The sequence below is a fragment of the Streptomyces sp. N50 genome (assembly GCF_033335955.1).
Lineage (GTDB): Bacteria > Actinomycetota > Actinomycetes > Streptomycetales > Streptomycetaceae > Streptomyces.
The window spans coordinates 6,574,112-6,593,392 of sequence record NZ_CP137549.1 but is presented as its reverse complement, the minus strand read 5'-3'; the positions used below and the strand labels follow the sequence as shown (position 1 = coordinate 6,593,392).

Below are 19,281 nucleotides of genomic sequence, written 5' to 3'. Positions count from 1 at the left end.
TGTGCAACAAAAAACCCCTCGTGCCGTGAGGCAAGCGAGGGGAGCGCGCCGGGTGCGGTCGCTGGGAGTTCCGGGTCCGTCCGGACGTCACCAGCTTCAGCCGACGCGCTTTCCAAGTACGAGAATTCGGGTGCGCATGGCATTGACCCTCCCCCCGGCACGCATCCACTGTCAAGTGGGTGGGACGGGAGTCTCATTATGTGAACGGAGGGCCGTTCCACCCCCGAGAACCGCGGGCACACCACTGGTGTACACCCCCAGCGCGCCCCCCGCGAACGCGGGCTCGGCCGGGCCGTGCGGCACCGGATAGTGACCGCGCGCCAGGGCCCGGCGCAGCCGGTACTCGTCCAGCGGCGCGGAGAAGGCCATGCCCTGCCCGTGCGTACAGCCCATCGCGCGCAGGGCGACCACCTGTTCGGGCAGATCGACCCCGTCGGCGACGGACTGCAACCCCAGATCGCAGGCGATCCGCAGCAGCCCGCTGGTGATCTTGTGCAGCCGCGCGGACTCGACGACGCCCTCGACCAGACTGCGGTCCAGTTTCAGTACGTCGACGGGGAGCCGCCGGAGCGTCGTGATGGCCGCGTAGCCACTGCCGAAGCCGTCGAGGGCGATCCGGACACCGAGCCGCCTGAGCGCGGTCAGACGGCGCTCCAGCTCGTCCAGGGAGGTCCTCGGATCGGTGTCGGACAGCTCGATCACCAGCGATCCGGACGGCAGCCCGTGCCGGGTCAGCAGCGCCTCGATCGACCCGAGCGGCATCGACTTGTCCAGCAGCCGCCGGGCACTTATCCGTACGGCGACGGACACGGCGAGCCCGGTCGCGGTGCGCTCGGCGGCCTGTTCCACGGCCTCCTCCAGCATCCAGCGCCCCAGCTCGGCGGTCTTGTCGCTGTCCTCGGCCACCCGCAGGAACTCGGCCGGCGTGAACAGCACGCCCTGCGAGGACCGCCAGCGCGCCTGGGTGGAGACCGACGCGATCCGGCCGTCCACCAGGGACACCACGGGCTGGTGCAGGAGCGCGAACTCGCCGTCGTGCAGCGCCGCCCGCAGCCGCGTGGCCAGCTCCGCCTTCCGTACGACGTCCTGCTGCATCTGGGGTGCGTACAGCTCGACGCGGCCCTTGCCCGCCCCCTTGGCGCGGTACATCGCGAGGTCGGCGTTGCGCAGCAACTCCCCGGCGCCGAGGCCCGGTTCGGCGAAGGCGACGCCGATGGAGGCGGCGACGCGGACATCGTTGCCGTCGATGAGGTACGGCTGGGACAGGGTGATTCTCAGGCGGTCGGCGAGCTCCATGATGTGCCGCTCGCGGGCGGTACGGTCCCGGGTGCCGTCGCCGACGATCAGGGCCGCGAACTCGTCGCCGCCGAGCCGGGACGCGGTGTCGCCGTGCCGGACCGCGCCGTCGAGCCTGCGGGCGGCCTGGATGAGGAGTTCGTCGCCCGCCTGGTGGCCGATGGTGTCGTTGACGGCCTTGAAGCCGTCCAGGTCGATAAAGAGGACGGCTGTGCCCCGGTCGGTGGAGCGGCGGCCGGACAGGGCCTGCTGGACGCGCTTGGTGAACAGCGCGCGGTTGGGCAGGTCGGTGAGCGGGTCGTGCTCGGCGTTGTGCTGCAACTGCGCCTGGAGGCGCACCCGTTCGGTCACGTCACGGCTGTTGAAGATCAGGCCGCCGTGGTGGCGGTTGACCGTCGACTCGACGTTGAGCCAGCCGTCGTCTCCGGAGCGGAAGCGGCACTCGATGCGGGTGGTGGACTCCTCGAAGGGGCTGGCGGTGAGGAAGCGGCGTACCTCGTGCACCACGCAGCCGAGGTCCTCGGGGTGGATGAGCGAGGCCAGTTCGGTCCCGACCAGCTCCTCGGCGGCCTTGCCGTAGACACCGGCGGCGGCCGGGGAGACGTAGCGGAGGATGCCGTTCGGGGCGGCGATCATGATGACGTCGCTGGAGCCCTGGACCAGGGAGCGGAAGTGGTTCTCCTTCTGGGCCAGTTCCTGGGTGAGGGTGATGTTGTCGAGCAGCATGATGCCCTGGCGCACCACGAGGGCGAGGACCACGCAGCCCGCGGTGATGAGGACCACGCGGTCGGGGCTGCGGCCGTTGAGCACGTTGTAGAGAACCCCCAACGTGCAGACGGCGGCGGCGAGATACGGGGTGAGCGCTGCCAGCGAACCGGCGATCGGCCGGGTGGCCGGATACCGCCCGTGGTCGACGCCGGGCGCGGAGGCCTGCGGCGGGACGCCGGTGCGCTGTCCGGGCCGGTGCTCGTGCACCACGCGCGTGTGCCCGTCGTCCTCGGGGTGGGTGTGCCGGGGCGTGGCCCAGGGGGCGTAGGCGAGGAGCAGGGAGCCGGCGAACCAGCCCGCGTCGAGCAACTGGCCCGAGTGGTAGTTGTTGTGGAGCAGCGGCGAGGTGAACAGGGCGTCGCACATCACCGTCAGGGCCAGCGCGCCGATCGCGGTGTTCACCGCGGTGCGGTTGACCGAGGAGCGCCGGAAGTGCAGCGCGAGCACCATGCTGACCAGCGCGATGTCGAGCAGTGGGTACGCCAGTGACAGCGCGGTGTGGGCCACGCTCGGCCCGTCGAACTTGGCGGCCTGGGCCAGCGCGAGGCTCCAGGACAGCGTGAGCAGCGAGCCCCCGATCAGCCAGGCGTCCAGCGCCAGACAGACCCAACCGGCCTTCGTGACCGGCCTCTTGGCGAGGACCAGGAGCCCGACGATGGCGGGCGGCGCGAAGCACAGGAAGAACAGATCGGCGAAACTGGGGCTGGGCACGGGGCGCTCCAGGACGACCTCGTACCACCCCCAGACTCCGTTGCCCAGTGCCGCCATCGCCGAGGAGAGCGAGAACAGCAGCCAGGCGGGTCGAAAGCGGATACGGCGGCTTCGCGCGTAGAGGAAGCAGGAGACGGCGGCGGTACCGGCTGCCGCGCTGAGCCCGAAGTCGCCCATGATCAGGGCGAGTTGGGCGGACCCCCAGTCGAGCGCGGAACCGACGGCGTATCCCGCGCAGACCAGGGCCAGGACGAGTTGCTGGACCAGGCTCCACGTGCCGCCGGTCGCCGGCGGTCGTGGCTGCCGCGCCCCGGGTGAAGTCCGGTCCCGGAGTGCCCCGTTGAGGGTGGTCGGCGGAGACGGTGGCGAACTCACCGGGCCCTCCCGGTCCGCGTCGCTCCCGGGTCCCGTGGGCCCCGGTGCGCTGGATGAGCGTGCCTGCGGCGGCTGTTGGGCCTGCGGTGGTGATGGCTGTGGCTGCTGTGATGTCCGCCGCGGCCGCCATGACCGGCGTGACCGCAGTGGCCCGCGTGATGGCCGCGGCTGCGCGCGGCGGTGCGCCAGGGTCGCCGTCGGCGGCCCCGCCGCGTCGGATCGCTCGTCCATAGGCCGTGCATCGCCCGTCGCCCCCCTCACAGTCTGAAATGTCCATCCCCGGCGCCGAACGGTGCGCGGCGCAGCCCCTGCCGGGACGATACACCAGTCTCGTCACTCAGGGACATAGTTCCTCTACGCTCCGTAACGACCAGCGGAGATGCGTGCACGCCCCGCTTCCGAAAGGTTGCGGAGGGTGCCGGAAGCGGAGTGGCCGCCTGGTGCGACTAGTTCCCCGATTCCCCCGACTTCCCCAACTCGCCTGTCGTAAGGATCACGTTGCGCAAGGGCTGCCGGTTCACGAATCGTCCCAACTGGTCGGCGACCAGACGCTTCGCACGCGGCAGGAACGCCGAGGTGGGCCCGCCGACATGGGGACTGATCAGCACGCCGGGCGCGTGCCACAACGGGTGTCCCTGGGGCAGGGGTTCGGGGTCGGTGACGTCCAACGCGGCGGTGATACGGCCGCTTTCGAGCTCCGCGAGCAGCGCCTTGGTGTCGACCACCGGACCACGGGCCACGTTGACCAGCAGCGCCCCGTCCTTCATCCGCGCCAGGAACTCGGCGTCGACGAGGTGGCGGGTGGTCTCGTCGAGCGGCGTGGACAGGATGACGACGTCCATGTCCGGGAGCAGGGCGGGCAGTTCGGCGAGTGGATGCACCGGCCCGCGCGCGGTGGCACGCGCGGAGCGCGCCACCCGCGCCACCCGCGCGAGCTCGAAGGGAGTGAGCCGGTCCTCGATGGCGGAACCGATCGCCCCGTAGCCGACGATGAGGACGGACCGGTCGGCGAGCGCCGGGTGGAAGTCCCCCTGCCAGTGCTCCTGTTGCTGCGCCCGCACGAACCCCGGGATACCGCGCAAGGAGGCGAGCGTCAGGGCCAGCGCGAGCTCGGCGGTGCTCGCCTCGTGCACTCCGCGCGCGTTGCAGAGCCGCACCCCCGGGACGATGGACGAGAGGCTCGCGGTCATGTCGTCGACGCCGGCGGTGAGCGTCTGGATGACCTGGAGATTCCGCATCTGCTCCAGGGGCCGCGTCTTCACGGGATGACGCTTCATGTACGGCACGACGTAGAGAACGCAGTCGGCCGGATCACCGGGGAACGCCTGATCGCCGTCCTCACCCCCGTCCCAGAACAGGTAGTTGGGGCCCTCGGGGAGCCCTTCGATCTCCTCCGGGGGGATGGGCAGCCATACGTCATTGGTCATGGTCAGGAGGCTATGTCAGGGCCACGCGCGCGTAGCGGCTAGGTTGGTGTGCCGGGAGAGAGAGGGTCACGAGCAGGTGGAGCGCAGGACGATCGGCGCGGGGGCGCTCGCGATGGGGGCCGTCGGACTCGGCTGCATGCCGATGCACTGGGCCTACAGCGGCTCTCGGCGGCGGGGCGACGAGTCGGTCAGGGCCGTGCACCGGGCGCTCGATCTGGGTGTGACGCTGCTGGACACCGCCGACATGTACGGCCCGTTCACCAACGAGCTGTTGCTGGGGCGGGTGTTGAAGGAGCGCCGGGCGGACGCGTTCGTATCCACCAAGGTCGGCCTCCTGGTGGGCAAACAGCACATCGTGGCCAACGGCCGCCCCGGCTACGTGAAACGCGCGTGCGACGCATCGCTCCGCCGCCTCCAGACGGACGTGATCGACCTCTACCAACTCCACCGCGCCGACCCCGAGGTCCCCGTCGAGGAGACCTGGGGTGCGATGGCGGACCTCGTACAGGCCGGAAAAGTACGGGCGTTGGGCATGTGCGCGGTCGGCGCCCGCTCCGCCCGCCGCCCCGGGGCCCGCCTCCATGACGGAACGATCCGCCAACTCCAGCGCGTACAGCAGGTGTTCCCGGTCACAGCGGTACAGGCCGAGTTGTCGGTGTGGTCGTCAGAGGCCCTGGACGCGCTGCTGCCGTGGTGCACGGCACGAGGCGTCGGCTTCCTGGCCGCGATGCCCCTGGGCAACGGCTTCCTGACCGGCACCCTCACCCCGGGCGAGGGCTTCGAACCGGACGACGTCCGCGCCCGCCACCCCCGCTTCACCGCCGAGATGACCGCAGCGAACCAGCCGATCGTCGCCGGCCTGCGCCGCGTCGCCCGCCGCCACGGTCCGGAGGTGACCCCGGCCCAGGTCGCCCTGGCGTGGGTGCTGGCACAGGGGGCGCACGTGGTGGCGGTACCGGGCACGAAGCGGGAGCGGTGGGTGGCGGAGAACGCGGGGGCGGCGGGGTTGCGGTTGACGGGGGAGGATCTCGCGGAGGTGGCGGAGTTGCCGGGGGCGTTGGGGTCTTGGGATTGAGGGGGGGTGGGGGTGGCGGGGGTGTTGTTGGGGGCCTGGGGCTGAGGGTGTGAGATCGCCGGGGCGTTGGGACTGAGGGCATGAGGTCGCTGGGGCATTGGGGCTCGGGGCTCGGGGCTCGGGGCTCGGGACTGAGGGTGTGCGGGTGTGCAGGTGTGCAGGTGTGCGGGCTGGGGTGCTTGGGGATGAGCGCCGCCCCGCTTCCCGCCTCCACGGCTCGATCGTGCGTCGGTGCGCCGTGATCGGGAACCCGGGCGGCGCGAGCGGTGTATGAAAAGTAGAACCAGCCGCAGGGGCCGGTCGTGAGCCCACCGCAAGAAGTCGTCGTACCCACTGGTGAGTACCCGCCCGTCGAAAGGACCTGATCGTGCAACGTCGAGTCGTGCCGGCCGCCCTGGCCGTGACCGCGCTCCTGCTGACGGCCGGCTGTTCCTCCGACGGGGGAGGATCACCGGGCGACGGCACAAGTGCGTCCTCCGGTACGTCGTCCGGCGGTACGGGTACGGGGGCCTCGCCCTCCGCGCAGGCCGCCGAGCAGACCCCACCGGCCAAGGGCACCGTGAAGGTGCTGCGGACCGTCACCGAGGGCCTGAAGACGCCCTGGGGCCTCGCCCCGCTGCCCGAGGGGAACCTGCTGGTGTCCTCCCGTGACGACGGCACGATCACCCGGGTCGACGAGAAGACCGGCAAGAAGACCGAGCTGGGCAAGGTGTCCGGGGTCTCCCCGGCCGGCGAGGGCGGCCTCCTCGGCATCGCGCTCTCCCCGGACTACGCCTCGGACCACATGATCTACGCGTACTTCACCACCGCCTCGGACAACCGCATCGCCCGCATGCTGTACGACGAGAAGAAGCCGGCCGGTGAGCAGCTGGGCGCGCCCGACACCATCTTCAAGGGCATCCCCAAGGGCTACATCCACAACGGCGGGCGCATCGCCTTCGGCCCGGACGGCATGCTGTACGCGGGCACCGGCGAGAGCGGCCAGCGGGGCCTCGCCCGGGACAAGAAGTCCCTCGGCGGCAAGATCCTGCGACTCACCCCGGAGGGCGACCCGGCGCCGGGCAACCCGTTCCCGGACTCGCCGGTGTACACCTACGGCCACCGCAATGTGCAGGGCCTCGCCTGGGACTCCAAGCAACGCCTGTTCGCCTCGGAGTTCGGCCAGGACACCTGGGACGAGCTGAACGCGATCACACCGGGCGACGACTACGGCTGGCCGAACGCGGAAGGCAAGGGCAACAACCCCAAGTACCACAACCCGATCACCCAGTGGCACACCGACGACGCCTCCCCCAGCGGCATCGCCTACGCCGAGGGCTCGATATGGATGGCCGGCCTCAAGGGCCAACGCCTGTGGCGCATCCCGCTGAACGGCGTCAAGACATCCGCCGCCCCACAGGCCTTCCTCACCGGCGAGTACGGCCGCCTACGCACGGTCGCCTCGGCCGGCGACAACAAGCTGTGGCTCATCACCAGCAACACGGACGGCCGGGGCACGCCTAAGTCGGGCGACGACCGGATTCTGGAGATTCAGGTGACGTAGCCGCTCCAGACGACGGAGCGGTCGCGGGATCGGCGTCGGCGTCGGCGTCGGCGTCCAGCTCAGAATCAGGGTCGGACTCGGACCCTGGGGCAGCATCGGTCTCGGGATCGGAGTCGGCACCGGCCTCTGCCTCTGGCTCTGGCAGGCGTACGACCACTTTCCCGGACTCCAGGTCTATCGGCCCGCGCCCGGGATCCCCGTCCGCGACGTCGACCCTGGTCAGCTCAAGCCGGTTGGCCTCGTCCTGGGTGTGTTTGCGGCCCGGTGAGAACAACTCCTCGAACATGTTGAACACGGCGCCTCCCCTGGCCGGTCCCCTACAGCGTACGACTCAGCGCGCGGAGCGCGCGGTGAGCGGGTCGGGCGGGAACAGTCCGAGGCGGTGGGCGACGGCCGCCGCCTCTCCCCGGCCCGAGACGCCGAGCTTGCCGAGGATGTTCGAGACGTGGACGCTCGCGGTCTTCGGGGAGATGAAGAGTTCCTCGGCGATCTGCCGGTTGGTGCGGCCGGCGGAGACCAGCCGCAGGACGTCCCGCTCACGGCTGGTGAGGCCGAGCGCCTCGACGGGGTCGGAGGGAACCCCTCGCCGCTCCGGGACCTTCGTGAGCGTCAGCCGGGCCCGCTGGGCGAGCAGCGCGACGGAGTCGGCGAGGGGGCGGGCGCCGAGGTGCTCGGCGACGGCGGCGGACAGGCGGAGCAGTTCCGTGGCGCGATCCCGCTCGTCGTCACCCCCGTCGAGGTCGGACAGCAGCGCTTCGGCGAGGCGCTGCCGGACACGGGCGAGGTCGTAGGGGCGGTCGAGGCATTCGAAGGCGGCGACCGCCTCGGACCAGTGGTCCGGGGTGGAGCGGCCCTCGGCGTGCAGGAGTTCGGCGCGGAGCCAGCGTTCATGGGCCTGCCAGACGGGGACGTTGGCGGGTACCGGCTTCGCGGCCTCCCGGATGCGTTCGAGGATCTTGGGACGGCCGGGGTCGGCGACGGACAGGCCGACGGCCTGGGTCTCGGCGGTGGCCGCGGTGACCAGCAGGGGCCAGACCTCGAAGTAGGTGCCGGGGCGGAAGCCGGCGTCCAGGACGAGTTCGAGGGTGGCGCGGGCGTCGAGGAGGCGGCCTTCGGCGGTCGCGACCTGGAGTTCGATCCGCTCCAGGGGCAGATGGTGCTGAGGGGCGACGTCATGGGTGCCGAAGTGCTCGCGGGCGGCAGCCAGTTGGCGGCGGGCCTCGGACAGGTCGCCGCGGGCGAGGGCGAGTTCGGCGCGGAGCCGGGCGCGGAAGCCGCGCGGCGGGGCGCTCTGGCCCATGCGCTCCGACTTGGCCGCCGCCTCGGCGGCCTCGTCCCAACGGCCCAGGGAGAACAGGGATTCGGCGAGGTTTCCCCAGATCCAGGCCTCTTTGTCGAACTGGCCGAACTTCTTGGCGAAGACGAGCCCCGTCTCCAGGATGGACACGGCCTCGCGGGAGCGGCCTACGGTCTGGAGGGAGGAGGGAAGGTTGACATAGCTGCGGCCGGCGACGATGGAGATGCCCTCGGCGACCGTGCGTTCGTTCACCTCGACCAGTTCGGCGATGCCTCCCTCGACGTCTCCGGAGGCGACCATGAGGCCGGCCAGGGTGAGCCGGGCATCCATCTCGATCTCGCGGGCGCCGACCATGCGCGCGTACTCGACCGCGCGCTCGGCGGCCACATAGGCGTCGGGTCCCGGGACATGGACCATGGACCAGCCGGCGACCTTGGCGAGGACCTCCGCGTGCACCTCGGAGGGCGGCAGTCCGCGGACCAGCTCCTGCGCGGCGGCGAGTTCCGGCCAGCCGTCGCCGCGGGCCTGGGACCGGACCAGTACGGAGCGCTGCACCCAGAACCAGGCGGCCCGCAGCGGATCCCCCTCGTCCTCCAGGAGGTGCAGGGCCCGCTTGGTGATCTTCAGGGCGCGCTCGCGCTCCCCGCTCAGCCGCCCGGCGACGGCGGCCTCAGCCATCAGGTCGAGGTAGCGCAGCGGTGCGGTCTCCGGGTCGCAGCCGCAGGGCGGGTACACCTCGGTGTAGTCCACGGGGCGCAGTCCCGCGCGGACGGCGTCGGGGACGGTGTCCCACAGCTCCATCGCCCGCTCCAGGAGCCGTAGTTGCTCGGAGTGGGCGTGTCGGCCGCGGGCCGCGACGGAGGCGTCCAGGACGGCGGGGAGGGCCTTGGCGGCGTCGTGGGCGTGGTACCAGTAGCTCGCCAGGCGCATGACGCGCTGGTCGGCCGGGACGAGCGTCGGGTCGGCCTCCAGGACCTCGGCGTAGCGGCGGTTGATACGGGAGCGCTCGCCGGGCAGCAGGTCGTCGCCGACGGCCTCGCGGACCAGGGAGTGCCGGAAGCGGTAGCCGTCGTCACCGGGCGCGGCCTGGAGGATGTTGGCGCCGACGGCGGCCCGCAGCGCCTCGATGAGGTCGTCCTCGGCGAGCCGGGCGACGGCGGCGAGCAGTCGGTACTCGACGGTGGAGCCACCCTCGGCGACGATCCGGGCGACCCGCTGGGCGCTCTCGGGCAGTGACTCGACGCGGACGAGGAGCAGGTCGCGCAGGGAGTCGGTGAGGTTGCCGCAGCCGCCGTCGTGGGCGGCGACGGCGAGTTCCTCGACGAAGAAGGCGTTGCCGTCGGAGCGTTCGAAGATCTCGTCGACCTGGGCCGCGTCCGGTTCGGCGGCGCGGATGCCGGCGATCTGGCGGCCCACCTCCTGCCGGTTGAAGCGGCCCAGCTCGATCCGGCGGACCGTGCGGAGCCGGTCGAGTTCGGCGAGCAGGGGGCGCAGCGGGTGGCGGCGGTGGATGTCGTCGGCGCGGTAGGTGGCGAGGACGACGAGACGGCCGGTGCGCAGCGTGCGGAAGAGGTAGGCGAGGAGGTGGCGGGTGGAGGCGTCGGCCCAGTGCAGGTCCTCCAGGGCGACGACGACCGTGCGCTCGGCGGCTACGCGCTCCAGGAGGCGGGCGGTGAGCTCGAAGAGGCGGGCCATGCCCTCCTCGTCGTGCCGTCCCGCGCGCGGGAAGGTCGCCGTCTCCGCCAACTCCGGGAGCAGCCGGGCGAGTTCCTCCTCCTGGCCGGCGGCCGCGGCGGACAGCTCGTCGGGCAGTTCGCGGCGCAGCGCGCGCAGGGCCGTGGAGAACGGGGCGAAGGGCAGTCCGTCCGCGCCGATCTCGACACAGCCGCCGAGCGCGACGACGGCACCCCGGCGGCACGCGGCGGTGGCGAACTCCTCGACGAGCCGGGTCTTGCCGACGCCCGCCTCGCCGCCCAGCAGCAACGCCTGCGGCTCGCCCGCGGCGGCGCGGGCGAGCGCATCGTTCAGCGTGTCCAGTTCGTCGGCCCGGCCGACGAAGACCGGACTGACGGACCTGGTCTCCACGCCTGCGAGCATGTCACGCGGGTCTGACAACGCGGCACCGGTTTTCGGGAGGACGGCCGCGGGGAGGAGCGCCCCGCGAGCCTGCCGGGCGGGCGCCGTACGGCCGTCCTCCCGGGCCCGGACGGTCACGACGCACGGGCGAACAGGTGCCTGCGGGGGCGCTGGGTATGCACCTCCCCCTCGGCTGCCTGGCGGGCCTGCTCGCGGCGGGCGGCACGGGCGCCGCGCACGGCCTCGCGGGCCAGTCGCTCGTCGGCGGCCTGCCGGCGCAGTTCGGCGGAACGGATCAGGTGGAGTTCGTACTCGTACATCTCAAGTCCCTTGGTGGAGGCGGTGTTTCGGCTTCGCTTTCTGCGATGCCTCAACCTTCGTCTCCAAGGGGGGTCCGCCACATCGGGAGAGTTCCGCATCTTGCGGGGCCGGGCGGGCCTTAGACATGCGTAAGGGGTCTTAGGGCCTCCGTAAGGTGCTTACGGAGGCCCTAAGACCCCTGGTCACGTGCGGTGGCGCGAGCCGGCGGTCAGGTGGCCGACGGCAGGCTGAGGATGAGGTCCGTGTACTTCAGGACCGCGAGGAGCAGTCCTACGACACCGAGCGCGACGCCCGCCCAGGCGACCGACTTGATCCAGGTGGCCTGCGGCCTGCCCGGGGTGCCGAACGCGGGCCGGATGAGGGCCCCGACACCGACGAGCGCGCCGACCAGGGCGAAGATGCCGGCCCACAGCGCGGTGGTGTGCCAGGCGTCGCCGTAGACCTCCTTGATCTGGGTGGCCACGCTCGCGGTGGAGGCGGTGTGGAGCTGGCCCACGAGGGTCTCGCGGGCGGCGGCGACGGAGCCGACCCAGCCGCCGGAGAGCGAGATGAAGCCGAGCGCGGCGGAGACGACCGCGGCCGCGCCCTGGCCGACGCCGGAGGGACCCTCCTCGGGGTGCTCCAGCTGGAGCTTCGCGAGCTCGGCCGCGTACTCCTCCTCGGTGAGGTCGTCCTCGTCCTCGGCGGCTTCGGCCTCGGTGTTCGCGGTGTCCGGCTCGGTCACTTCCTCGTCGGTCTTGGTGACATCGACGGTCTCCGCGTCGCTCTTCACCTCGGTGGCCTCGTTCGCGGCCTCGTCAACAGTCTTGGTACCCATGAGGCGCACGGTAGGGGTGGTTTCTGAGAAGTTCCTTAAAGATCGCTGTGTCGCGTACGCGCGCGTGCCTCGCGCCACTCGGGGGCGAGCACGGACCACACCTCTATGTCGTGTCTTACGCCCCCGTAGGGGTGGGACTCGCGCAGGACCGCGTCCCTGGTCATGCCCATGCGGCGGGCAACATTCAGGCTCTTCTCATTGCCCGCGGCGGCGTGCCATTCGACGCGGTGGACGCCGCGCTGCTCGATCGCGAAGTCGATGAGAATCCGTATCGCGCGGGTGATCAGTCCGTGCCCGGCGGCGGCGGGTTCCAGCCAGCAGCCGACCTCGCAGTTGCCCTGGTCGGCGTGGAAGTTCAGGAAGAGGACCCCGCCGACGAGCTTGCCGTCCAGCCAGATGCCGTGCAGGGACGCCTCGTCGGCGGCGCGGAGGTCGGCGTAGCGCTGGAGCATGGCACGCGCGGAGTCGACGTCCGTGGCCTTGGAGCCGAAGGCGATGAACTGGCCGATGAACTCCCGGCCGCGGTCCAGGTGGGCGAGGAACTCCTCGGCGTGCCATGTCTCCAGGGGGCGCAGTTCGGCTCCGTCGTCACCCAGGGATATCGCGTACATCCTGCTCCCGCTCCTTCGCCAGGACGTCCGCCACCTCGGCGTCCGTCACCGCGGCCAGCCTCTCATGGGCGGCGCGGCACTCGGGGGGCTCGATGCTGATGCGGGGCAGGACGCGGTCGAGGCCCCGGGGCAGCCACCAGTTGGCGCCCCCCAGGAGGTGCATCAACGCCGGTACCAGGAGGGTGCGCAGGACGAAGGCGTCCAGGGCGACGGCGGACGCGAGCGCGATGCCGAACATGGCGATCACGCGGTCCCCGCTGAGCACGAAGGCGAGGAAGACCGAGATCATGATGACGGCGGCCGAGTTGATCACCCGGCTGGTCTCGGCGAGGCCGACGCGGACGGCACGGCGGTTGTCGCCGGTTTCCAGCCATTCCTCGTACATCCGGCTCACCAGGAAGACCTGGTAGTCCATGGAGAGCCCGAAGAGGACCGACACCATGATCACGGGGAGGAAGGGCTCTATCGGTCCGGCGCGTCCCAGGCCGAGGAACTCGCTCCCCCAGCCCCACTGGAAGATCGCGACGACGACCCCGAAGGCGGCGGCCACGGCGGCGACGTTCATCGCGGCGGCCTTGAGCGGGATGCCGATCGACCGGAAGGCGAGCAGGAGCAGCACACAGCCGAGCGAGATGACGACCCCGACGAACAGCGGGAGCTTGCCGACGATCACGTCGGCGAAGTCGTCGTAGCTCGCCGTCACGCCACCCACGTGGATGTCGAGCGAGGTGCCGGTCTCGGCCCGGGGCAGCACCCCGGTCCGCAGCCGGTCGACGAGGTCGCTGGTCCGCTGCGACTGCGGTGCCGAGTCCGGTACGACGCTGAAGTACCCGGTGGAGCCGCCGGCGTCGTAGGTCACCGGGGTCACGGAGGCGACGCCCTCGGTGGTGCGGAGGGTGGCGTCGAGGTTGTCGAGGGTGAGCTTGTCCTCCGCGCCGTCGATCTTCGTGACGAGGGTGAGCGGGCCGTTGACGCCGGGGCCGAAGCCGTCCGCGAGGAGGTCGTAGGCCTGGCGGGTGGTCGACGAGCTGGGGTCGTTGCCCTGGTCGGAGGTGCCCAGGTGGAGGGCGAGGGTGGGCAGCGCGAGGACGGCCATCACGACCAGGGCGACGGCGCCGAGCACCTTCGGGTGGCGCTCGACGAACGCGGACCAGCGGGCGGCGAGGCCGGTGGGGAGCTCCGGCTGGGGCCCGTGCTCGGCCAGCCGGCGCCGTTCGCGGCGGCTGAGGGCGCGGGGGCCGATGAAGGACAGCAGGGCCGGGAGAAGCGTCACGGAGGCCGCGACGGTGAGCACCACGGTCAACGAGGCGGCGATCGCGACCCCGTTGAGGAAGCCGAGCCGCAGGATCAGCATCCCCAGGAGGGCTATGCACACCGTGGCGCCCGCGAAGACGACCGCGCGCCCGGTGGTGACGACCGCGTTGGTGACCGCCTCGGTGACGGACAGCCCGCGTTTCAGCCCGCGCCGGTGCCGGGTCACGATGAACAGGGCGTAGTCGATGCCGACGCCGAGCCCGATCAGCATGCCGAGCATGGGCGCGAAGTCGGCGACGGTCATGGCGTGCCCGAGCAGCACGATCGCCCCGTAGGCGGTGCCGACGCTCACCAGGGCGGTGCCGATGGGCAGCAGCGAGGCGGCGAGCGACCCGAACGCGAGGAACAGCACGAGGGCGGCGACGGCGACCCCGACGATCTCGGCGGTGTGCCCGCTGGACGCCTCGGTGAGCGCGATCGCGCTGCCGCCCAACTCGACCTGGAGTCCGTCGACTTGGGCCGCCTTGGCGACGCGGACGACCGCCTGCGCCTCCGCCTTGTCGATGTCGTCGGCCTGCTGGGCGAAGGTGACGGTGGCGTAGGCGGTGCGTCCGTCGGCGCTGATCCGGCCCGTGGCCTGGCCGTCGTACGGGCTGACGACGGAGGCGACTCCGGGCAGGTCGGCGATCCTGTCCAGGGCGCCGGTCATGGTCTGTTCGACGGCGGCGGCGCGGACGGAGCCGGGTGAGGTGCGCCAGACGACGGTGTCGCTGTCGCCGCCGAGATCCGGGAATCCCTGCTTGAGCAACTGGGCGGCGCGGCCCGACTCGGTGCCGTGGGCCTCGTAGTCGTTCGAGTACGCCGAGCCGGTGACGGCCGCGGCCGCGGTGACCCCGCCGAACGCGACGAGCCACAACAGGACGGCGACAAGGCGGTGCCGAACACACCAGCGGGCAAGGGCTGCCACGAACGTGCTCCCGGGGAAGGCGAATTGTGGATCTTTGACCGGGAATCCTGGTTCAAGGGATGAACAGCCCGCAAAGAACGCATGAGCAATACGGGGTTCACTCTTGCAGCAGAAAATGATCGTTTATGACGTTCGTGCGCTGAATCACGGGAGTGGGAGCCAGATCACAGGACAGTAACGGCAACTCTGTAGCCCCGACTGCCGCCTTGACCGTCACCTCAGTCGAACTGGTCCCCCAGCGCCATCACCATCGCCCCGACGACCAGCAGCCAAAGCGCCCGTCTGGTACGGCCCCTGGACCCGAGCACCGACGCGAGCGCGCACACCGCGGCGCCCACCGCGTAGGCGGCGGGCACGAGCACCGGCGCGGCCCCACTCGCCCGCAGCACCGCCGCTGCCACGCCCGCGAGGGCCAGCACGGCACCGGTCAGCGCGGCCGTCCAGCGGGCCCGCCGCGCGTCGAGCGCCGGGTCCCCGAAGTCCGGTGTCTCGGAATCTCCGCGTCCGTCCATGGCGGGCGAGGGTAGCGCCTCCGCCTGAGAAACCTGGTGCGCGGCCAACCGACGTCCTCCACAATCTCGTTGCTTCCTCACAGCAACCTACGCAGAACCGGAGGACACCGTTCACCGATGCCGGACACCGACCTGACCGCCCGCCTGACCCACCCCGACTACCCGCGCAGCAACACCTACGACGCCCGCTGGACCATCGAGAACCAGATGGGCCCGCACGCCCTGTGGCTCCTGGAGTGGCTGGCCCCGGCCCTCGGCCTCGACACCCTGCGCCCGGGCGCCCGTGTCCTGGACCTGGGCTGCGGCCGCGCCATGACCTCCGTCTTCCTCGCCAAGGAGTACGGCGTCCAGGTCACCGCCGCCGACCTGTGGGTGAAGCCCGAGGAGAACGCCGTACGGATCGCCGAAGCGGGTGTCGCGGACCGGGTCCTCCCCCTCCAGGTGGAGGCGCACGACATCCCCTTCGGGGAGGGCACGTTCGACGCGATCGTGTCGATCGACGCCTACCAGTACTTCGGTACCGCCGACCTGTATCTGCCCACCCTGACAAGGCTGTTGAAGCCGGGTGGCCGGATCGGGGTCGTCATGCCCGCCCTCCGGGAGGAACTGGCGGGCGACGAACCCCCGGAACACCTCAAGCCCTTCTGGGACCCCGGCTTCTGGGCGTTCCACTCCCCCGCCTGGTGGCGCCGCCACTGGACCCGCGGCGGGACCGTGGAGGTGGAGGCCGCCGACTGGCAGCCCGACGGCTGGAAGGACTGGCTGCTGTGGAGCGAGGTGTGCGCCGAGGAGAGCCCGTACGCATGGATGGCGGACATGGCCCGTGAGTCGGTGGACCTGGTGAAGGCCGACCAGGGGCAACTGCTCGGCTTCGCCCGGGTCGTGGGCCGCCGGGTGTGACGGGAACGGCCCCGGAGAGCGGGTCTCCGGGGCCGTTCTTTGGGGCGTACCGGCTCAGCCTTCGCTGACGCCCAGCTGCTCCAGGATGAGCTCCTTGACGCGGGCCGCGTCGGCCTGGCCGCGGGTGGCCTTCATGACCGCGCCGACCAGCGCGCCGACCGCGGCCACCTTGCCGCCGCGGATCTTGTCGGCGACGCCCGGGTTGCCGGCGATGGCCTCCTGGACGGCGGTGGTGAGGGCGCCGTCGTCCGAGACGACCTTCAGGCCGCGCTTCTCGACGACCTCGTCCGGGGTGCCCTCGCCGGCGAGGACGCCTTCGATGACCTGGCGGGCGAGCTTGTCGTTCAGGTCGCCGGCCGTGACCAGCGCGGTGACCCGGGCGACCTGCTCCGGCGTGATGGGCAGCTCGTCGAGCGCCTTGCCGGACTCGTTGGCGCTGCGGGCGAGTTCGCCCATCCACCACTTGCGCGCGGAGGCCGCGTCGGCACCGGCGTCGATCGTGGCGACGATCGGGTCGATGGCACCGGCGTTGAGGATCGACTGCATGTCGAACGCGGTGATCCCCCACTCCTCGCTCAGCCGGTTGCGGCGGGCGAGCGGCTGCTCGGGCAGACCGCTGCGGATCTCCTCGACCCACTCGCGCGAGGGGGCCACCGGCACCAGGTCCGGCTCCGGGAAGTACCGGTAGTCCTCCGCCTCCTCCTTCACGCGGCCCGAGGTCGTCGACCCGGTGTCCTCGTGGAAGTGGCGGGTCTCCTGGATGATCGTGCCGCCGGAGTTCAGCACCGCGGCGTGGCGCTGGATCTCGTAGCGGGCGGCACGCTCCACGGAACGCAGCGAGTTGACGTTCTTCGTCTCGCTCCGGGTGCCGAACTTCTCGCGGCCGTGCGGGCGCAGCGACAGGTTCACGTCGCAGCGCATCTGCCCCTGCTCCATGCGGGCTTCCGACACCCCGAGCGCCCGGATCAGCTCGCGCAGCTCGGCGACGTACGCCTTCGCGACCTCGGGAGCACGCTCGCCGGCGCCCTCGATCGGCTTGGTGACGATCTCGATGAGGGGGATGCCGGCGCGGTTGTAGTCGAGGAGCGAGTGCGAGGCGCCGTGGATACGGCCCGTCGCGCCGCCGACGTGCAGCGACTTGCCGGTGTCCTCCTCCATGTGGGCGCGCTCGATCTGCACCCGGAAGGTCTCGCCGTCCTCCAGCTGTACGTCGAGGTAGCCGTTGAAGGCGATCGGCTCGTCGTACTGGGAGGTCTGGAAGTTCTTCGGCATGTCCGGATAGAAGTAGTTCTTCCGGGCGAAGCGGCACCACTCGGCGATCTCGCAGTTCAGCGCGAGGCCGATCCTGATCGCGGACTCGACGCCGATCGCGTTGACGACCGGGAGCGCGCCGGGCATGCCGAGGCAGGTCGGGCAGGTCTGCGAGTTGGGCTCGGCGCCCAGCTCGGTCGAACAGCCGCAGAACATCTTGGTCTTGGTGCCGAGTTCGACATGGACCTCAAGGCCCATGACGGGGTCGTACGACGCAAGGGCGTCCTCGTACGACTCCAGGTCGGTCGTGGTGGTCACGGTGAACTTTCCCTCTCAGCCCAGCAGGACGTCGTCGTCGCCCAGCCGCTTCAGCTCGCGGTACAGGATGGCGAAGCCGGTGACGAGCGCGACGGCGGACACCGTGGCGTCGATCAGACGGAGCGTGTCGTGCTCGGTGCGCGCCTTCTTGATCTGCTTGGCGACACCCAGCGCGCCGAACGCGGTGGTGGCCATCGACACGTACGTGCCGGACTTGGACTTCTTGAAGCCCTTGGCCTTCGACAGTGCATTGCTCACAGCGACGGTGCCTCCTCAAGCAGCGGGTGGCCCCACTTTTCCACGAAGGCGGCCTCGACGGCGGCGCCGACCTTGTAAAGACGGTCGTCCTTCAGCGCCGGGGCGATGATCTGCAGCCCGACCGGGAGACCGTCCTCCGGCGCGAGACCGCAGGGCAGCGACATGGCCGAGTTGCCCGCCAGGTTGGTCGGGATGGTGCACAGGTCCGCGAGGTACATCGCCATCGGGTCGTCGGCACGCTCGCCGATCGGGAAGGCGGTGGTCGGCGTGGTCGGCGAGACGATCACGTCGACGCTCTCGAACGACTTCTCGAAGTCGCGCGTGATGAGCGTACGGACCTTCTGGGCGCTGCCGTAGTAAGCGTCGTAGTACCCAGAACTGAGCGCGTACGTCCCGAGCATGATGCGGCGCTTCACCTCGGGGCCGAAGCCCGCCTCACGGGTGATCGAGGTGACCTCTTCGGCCGAGTGGGTGCCGTCGTCGCCGACCCTGAGGCCGTAGCGCAGGCCGTCGAAGCGGGCGAGGTTCGAGGAGCACTCGGAGGGCGCGATCAGGTAGTACGCCGACAGGGCGAGGTCGAAGGACGGGCAGTCCAACTCGACGATCTCCGCGCCCAGTTCCTTCAGCACGGCGACGGCCTCGTCGAAGCGCTGGATGACGCCGGCCTGGTAGCCCTCGCCGCGGAACTGCTTGACGACGCCGACGCGCATGCCCTGCACGCTGCCGTTGCGGGCGGCCTCGACGACCGGCGGGACCGGGGCGTCGATCGACGTGGAGTCGAGCGGGTCGTGTCCGGCGATGACCTCGTGCAGGAGGGCCGCGTCCAGGACCGTACGGGCGCAGGGCCCGCCCTGGTCGAGGGAGGACGAGAAGGCGACCATGCCGTAGCGGGAGACCGCGCCGTACGTCGGCTTGACGCCGACCGTGCCGGTGACGGCGGCCGGCTGGCGGATGGAGCCGCCGGTGTCCGTGCCGATCGCGAGCGGCGACTGGAAGGAGGCGAGCGCGGCGGAGGAACCGCCACCGGAGCCGCCGGGGATCTTCGTGAGATCCCAGGGGTTGCCGGTGGGCCCGTAGGCGCTGTTCTCGGTGCTGGACCCCATGGCGAACTCGTCCATGTTGGTCTTGCCGAGGATGACGACGTCGGCGGCCTTCAGCCGCTTGGTGACGGTCGCGTCGTACGGCGGGATCCAGCCTTCGAGGATCTTGGAGCCGACCGTGGTCGGGATGCCCTCGGTGGTGAAGATGTCCTTGAGCGCGAGCGGTACGCCGGCCAGCGGGCCGAGCTGCTCGCCCCTGGCCCGCTTCTCGTCGACGGCGCGGGCCTGCGCGAGGGCGCCCTCGCGGTCGACGTGCAGGAAGGCGTGCACCTTCGCGTCGACCTCCTCGATCCGGGCGAGGTGGGCCTCGGTGACCTCGACGGCCGTGAGCACGCCGGACGCGATGTTCGCGGCGATCTCGGCGGCGGTGAGCCGGATGATGCTGCTGTGGTCCGTCATGGTGG

The 19,281-nt window shown here is 71.2% G+C and carries 15 protein-coding genes; 3 read left to right on the top strand and 12 right to left on the bottom strand.

Going from position 1 to position 19,281, the window contains the following annotated elements:
* Positions 1-171 precede the first annotated feature (171 nt).
* Positions 172-3,150, bottom strand: coding sequence for a putative bifunctional diguanylate cyclase/phosphodiesterase (locus R2B38_RS29850; RefSeq protein WP_318018994.1), 2,979 nt, complete (start codon positions 3,148-3,150; stop codon positions 172-174).
* A 446-nt stretch (positions 3,151-3,596) separates the two neighbouring features.
* Positions 3,597-4,577 carry a 2-hydroxyacid dehydrogenase gene (locus R2B38_RS29845; RefSeq protein WP_318018993.1) on the bottom strand — a complete coding sequence of 327 codons (981 nt, stop codon included), beginning with the start codon at positions 4,575-4,577 and terminating at the stop codon, positions 3,597-3,599.
* A 76-nt stretch (positions 4,578-4,653) separates the two neighbouring features.
* On the opposite strand from R2B38_RS29845, the gene R2B38_RS29840 reads away from it, so the two are divergent.
* Positions 4,654-5,652 (top strand): aldo/keto reductase, encoded by a 999-nt coding sequence (locus R2B38_RS29840; protein ID WP_318018992.1) that lies wholly within the window; start codon positions 4,654-4,656, stop codon positions 5,650-5,652.
* Between the two features lie 382 nt (positions 5,653-6,034).
* The gene (locus R2B38_RS29835; RefSeq protein ID WP_411978592.1) at positions 6,035-7,195 is read left to right on the top strand and encodes a PQQ-dependent sugar dehydrogenase; all 1,161 of its coding nucleotides are present in this window, start codon (positions 6,035-6,037) and stop codon (positions 7,193-7,195) included.
* Here R2B38_RS29835 and R2B38_RS29830 read toward each other — a convergent pair.
* The 7 genes from R2B38_RS29830 to R2B38_RS29800 form a co-directional block, all read right to left on the bottom strand.
* Positions 7,152-7,481 (bottom strand): DUF6191 domain-containing protein, encoded by a 330-nt coding sequence (locus R2B38_RS29830; protein ID WP_411978591.1) that lies wholly within the window; start codon positions 7,479-7,481, stop codon positions 7,152-7,154. The two genes, R2B38_RS29835 and R2B38_RS29830, sit on opposite strands and share 44 nt — an antisense overlap.
* A gap of 45 nt (positions 7,482-7,526) precedes the next feature.
* Positions 7,527-10,589, bottom strand: a complete 3,063-nt coding sequence (locus R2B38_RS29825; protein WP_318021826.1) for a helix-turn-helix transcriptional regulator — start codon at positions 10,587-10,589, stop codon at positions 7,527-7,529.
* 113 nt (positions 10,590-10,702) lie between these two features.
* Positions 10,703-10,888: a hypothetical protein gene (locus R2B38_RS29820; RefSeq protein ID WP_318018990.1), complete on the bottom strand. Its 186-nt coding sequence runs from the start codon at positions 10,886-10,888 to the stop codon at positions 10,703-10,705.
* A gap of 209 nt (positions 10,889-11,097) precedes the next feature.
* On the bottom strand, positions 11,098-11,706 hold the full coding sequence (locus tag R2B38_RS29815; RefSeq protein WP_318018989.1) for a hypothetical protein: 609 nt from the start codon (positions 11,704-11,706) through the stop codon (positions 11,098-11,100).
* Between the two features lie 35 nt (positions 11,707-11,741).
* Positions 11,742-12,317 carry a GNAT family protein gene (locus R2B38_RS29810; protein ID WP_318018988.1) on the bottom strand — a complete coding sequence of 192 codons (576 nt, stop codon included), beginning with the start codon at positions 12,315-12,317 and terminating at the stop codon, positions 11,742-11,744.
* Positions 12,295-14,538: an MMPL family transporter gene (locus R2B38_RS29805; RefSeq protein WP_318018987.1), complete on the bottom strand. Its 2,244-nt coding sequence runs from the start codon at positions 14,536-14,538 to the stop codon at positions 12,295-12,297. Before R2B38_RS29805 ends, R2B38_RS29810 begins: the two co-directional genes overlap by 23 nt.
* A gap of 218 nt (positions 14,539-14,756) precedes the next feature.
* The gene (locus tag R2B38_RS29800) at positions 14,757-15,050 is read right to left on the bottom strand and encodes a hypothetical protein (RefSeq protein ID WP_033282853.1); all 294 of its coding nucleotides are present in this window, start codon (positions 15,048-15,050) and stop codon (positions 14,757-14,759) included.
* A gap of 117 nt (positions 15,051-15,167) precedes the next feature.
* Here R2B38_RS29800 and R2B38_RS29795 point away from each other — a divergent pair, with 117 nt between their 5' ends.
* Positions 15,168-15,950 (top strand): SAM-dependent methyltransferase, encoded by a 783-nt coding sequence (locus R2B38_RS29795; protein ID WP_318018986.1) that lies wholly within the window; start codon positions 15,168-15,170, stop codon positions 15,948-15,950.
* A gap of 54 nt (positions 15,951-16,004) precedes the next feature.
* Here the strand turns inward: R2B38_RS29795 and gatB are convergent, their stop codons facing one another.
* The 3 genes from gatB to gatA are packed head-to-tail and all read right to left on the bottom strand — an operon-like array spanning position 16,005 to position 19,276.
* Entirely contained in the window at positions 16,005-17,519 is a 1,515-nt protein-coding gene (gene gatB, locus R2B38_RS29790) for an Asp-tRNA(Asn)/Glu-tRNA(Gln) amidotransferase subunit GatB (RefSeq protein WP_318018985.1), read from the bottom strand.
* Positions 17,520-17,534: 15 nt separating this feature from the next.
* Positions 17,535-17,777: a hypothetical protein gene (locus R2B38_RS29785; RefSeq protein ID WP_019058562.1), complete on the bottom strand. Its 243-nt coding sequence runs from the start codon at positions 17,775-17,777 to the stop codon at positions 17,535-17,537.
* The gene (gene gatA / locus R2B38_RS29780) at positions 17,774-19,276 is read right to left on the bottom strand and encodes an Asp-tRNA(Asn)/Glu-tRNA(Gln) amidotransferase subunit GatA (protein WP_318018984.1); all 1,503 of its coding nucleotides are present in this window, start codon (positions 19,274-19,276) and stop codon (positions 17,774-17,776) included. The genes R2B38_RS29785 and gatA overlap by 4 nt, the downstream gene beginning before the upstream one ends.
* Positions 19,277-19,281: the final 5 nt, after the last annotated feature.

Coding starts and splice junctions, on each gene's coding strand:
- R2B38_RS29795 (WP_318018986.1), top strand. CDS start 15,168: ATGCCGGACACCGACCTGACCGCCCGCCTGACCCACCCCGACTACCCG.
- R2B38_RS29830 (WP_411978591.1), bottom strand. CDS start 7,481: ATGTTCGAGGAGTTGTTCTCACCGGGCCGCAAACACACCCAGGACGAG.
- gatA (WP_318018984.1), bottom strand. CDS start 19,276: ATGACGGACCACAGCAGCATCATCCGGCTCACCGCCGCCGAGATCGCC.
- R2B38_RS29800 (WP_033282853.1), bottom strand. CDS start 15,050: ATGGACGGACGCGGAGATTCCGAGACACCGGACTTCGGGGACCCGGCG.
- R2B38_RS29845 (WP_318018993.1), bottom strand. CDS start 4,577: ATGACCAATGACGTATGGCTGCCCATCCCCCCGGAGGAGATCGAAGGG.
- R2B38_RS29815 (WP_318018989.1), bottom strand. CDS start 11,706: ATGGGTACCAAGACTGTTGACGAGGCCGCGAACGAGGCCACCGAGGTG.
- R2B38_RS29810 (WP_318018988.1), bottom strand. CDS start 12,317: ATGTACGCGATATCCCTGGGTGACGACGGAGCCGAACTGCGCCCCCTG.
- R2B38_RS29825 (WP_318021826.1), bottom strand. CDS start 10,589: ATGCTCGCAGGCGTGGAGACCAGGTCCGTCAGTCCGGTCTTCGTCGGC.
- R2B38_RS29820 (WP_318018990.1), bottom strand. CDS start 10,888: ATGTACGAGTACGAACTCCACCTGATCCGTTCCGCCGAACTGCGCCGG.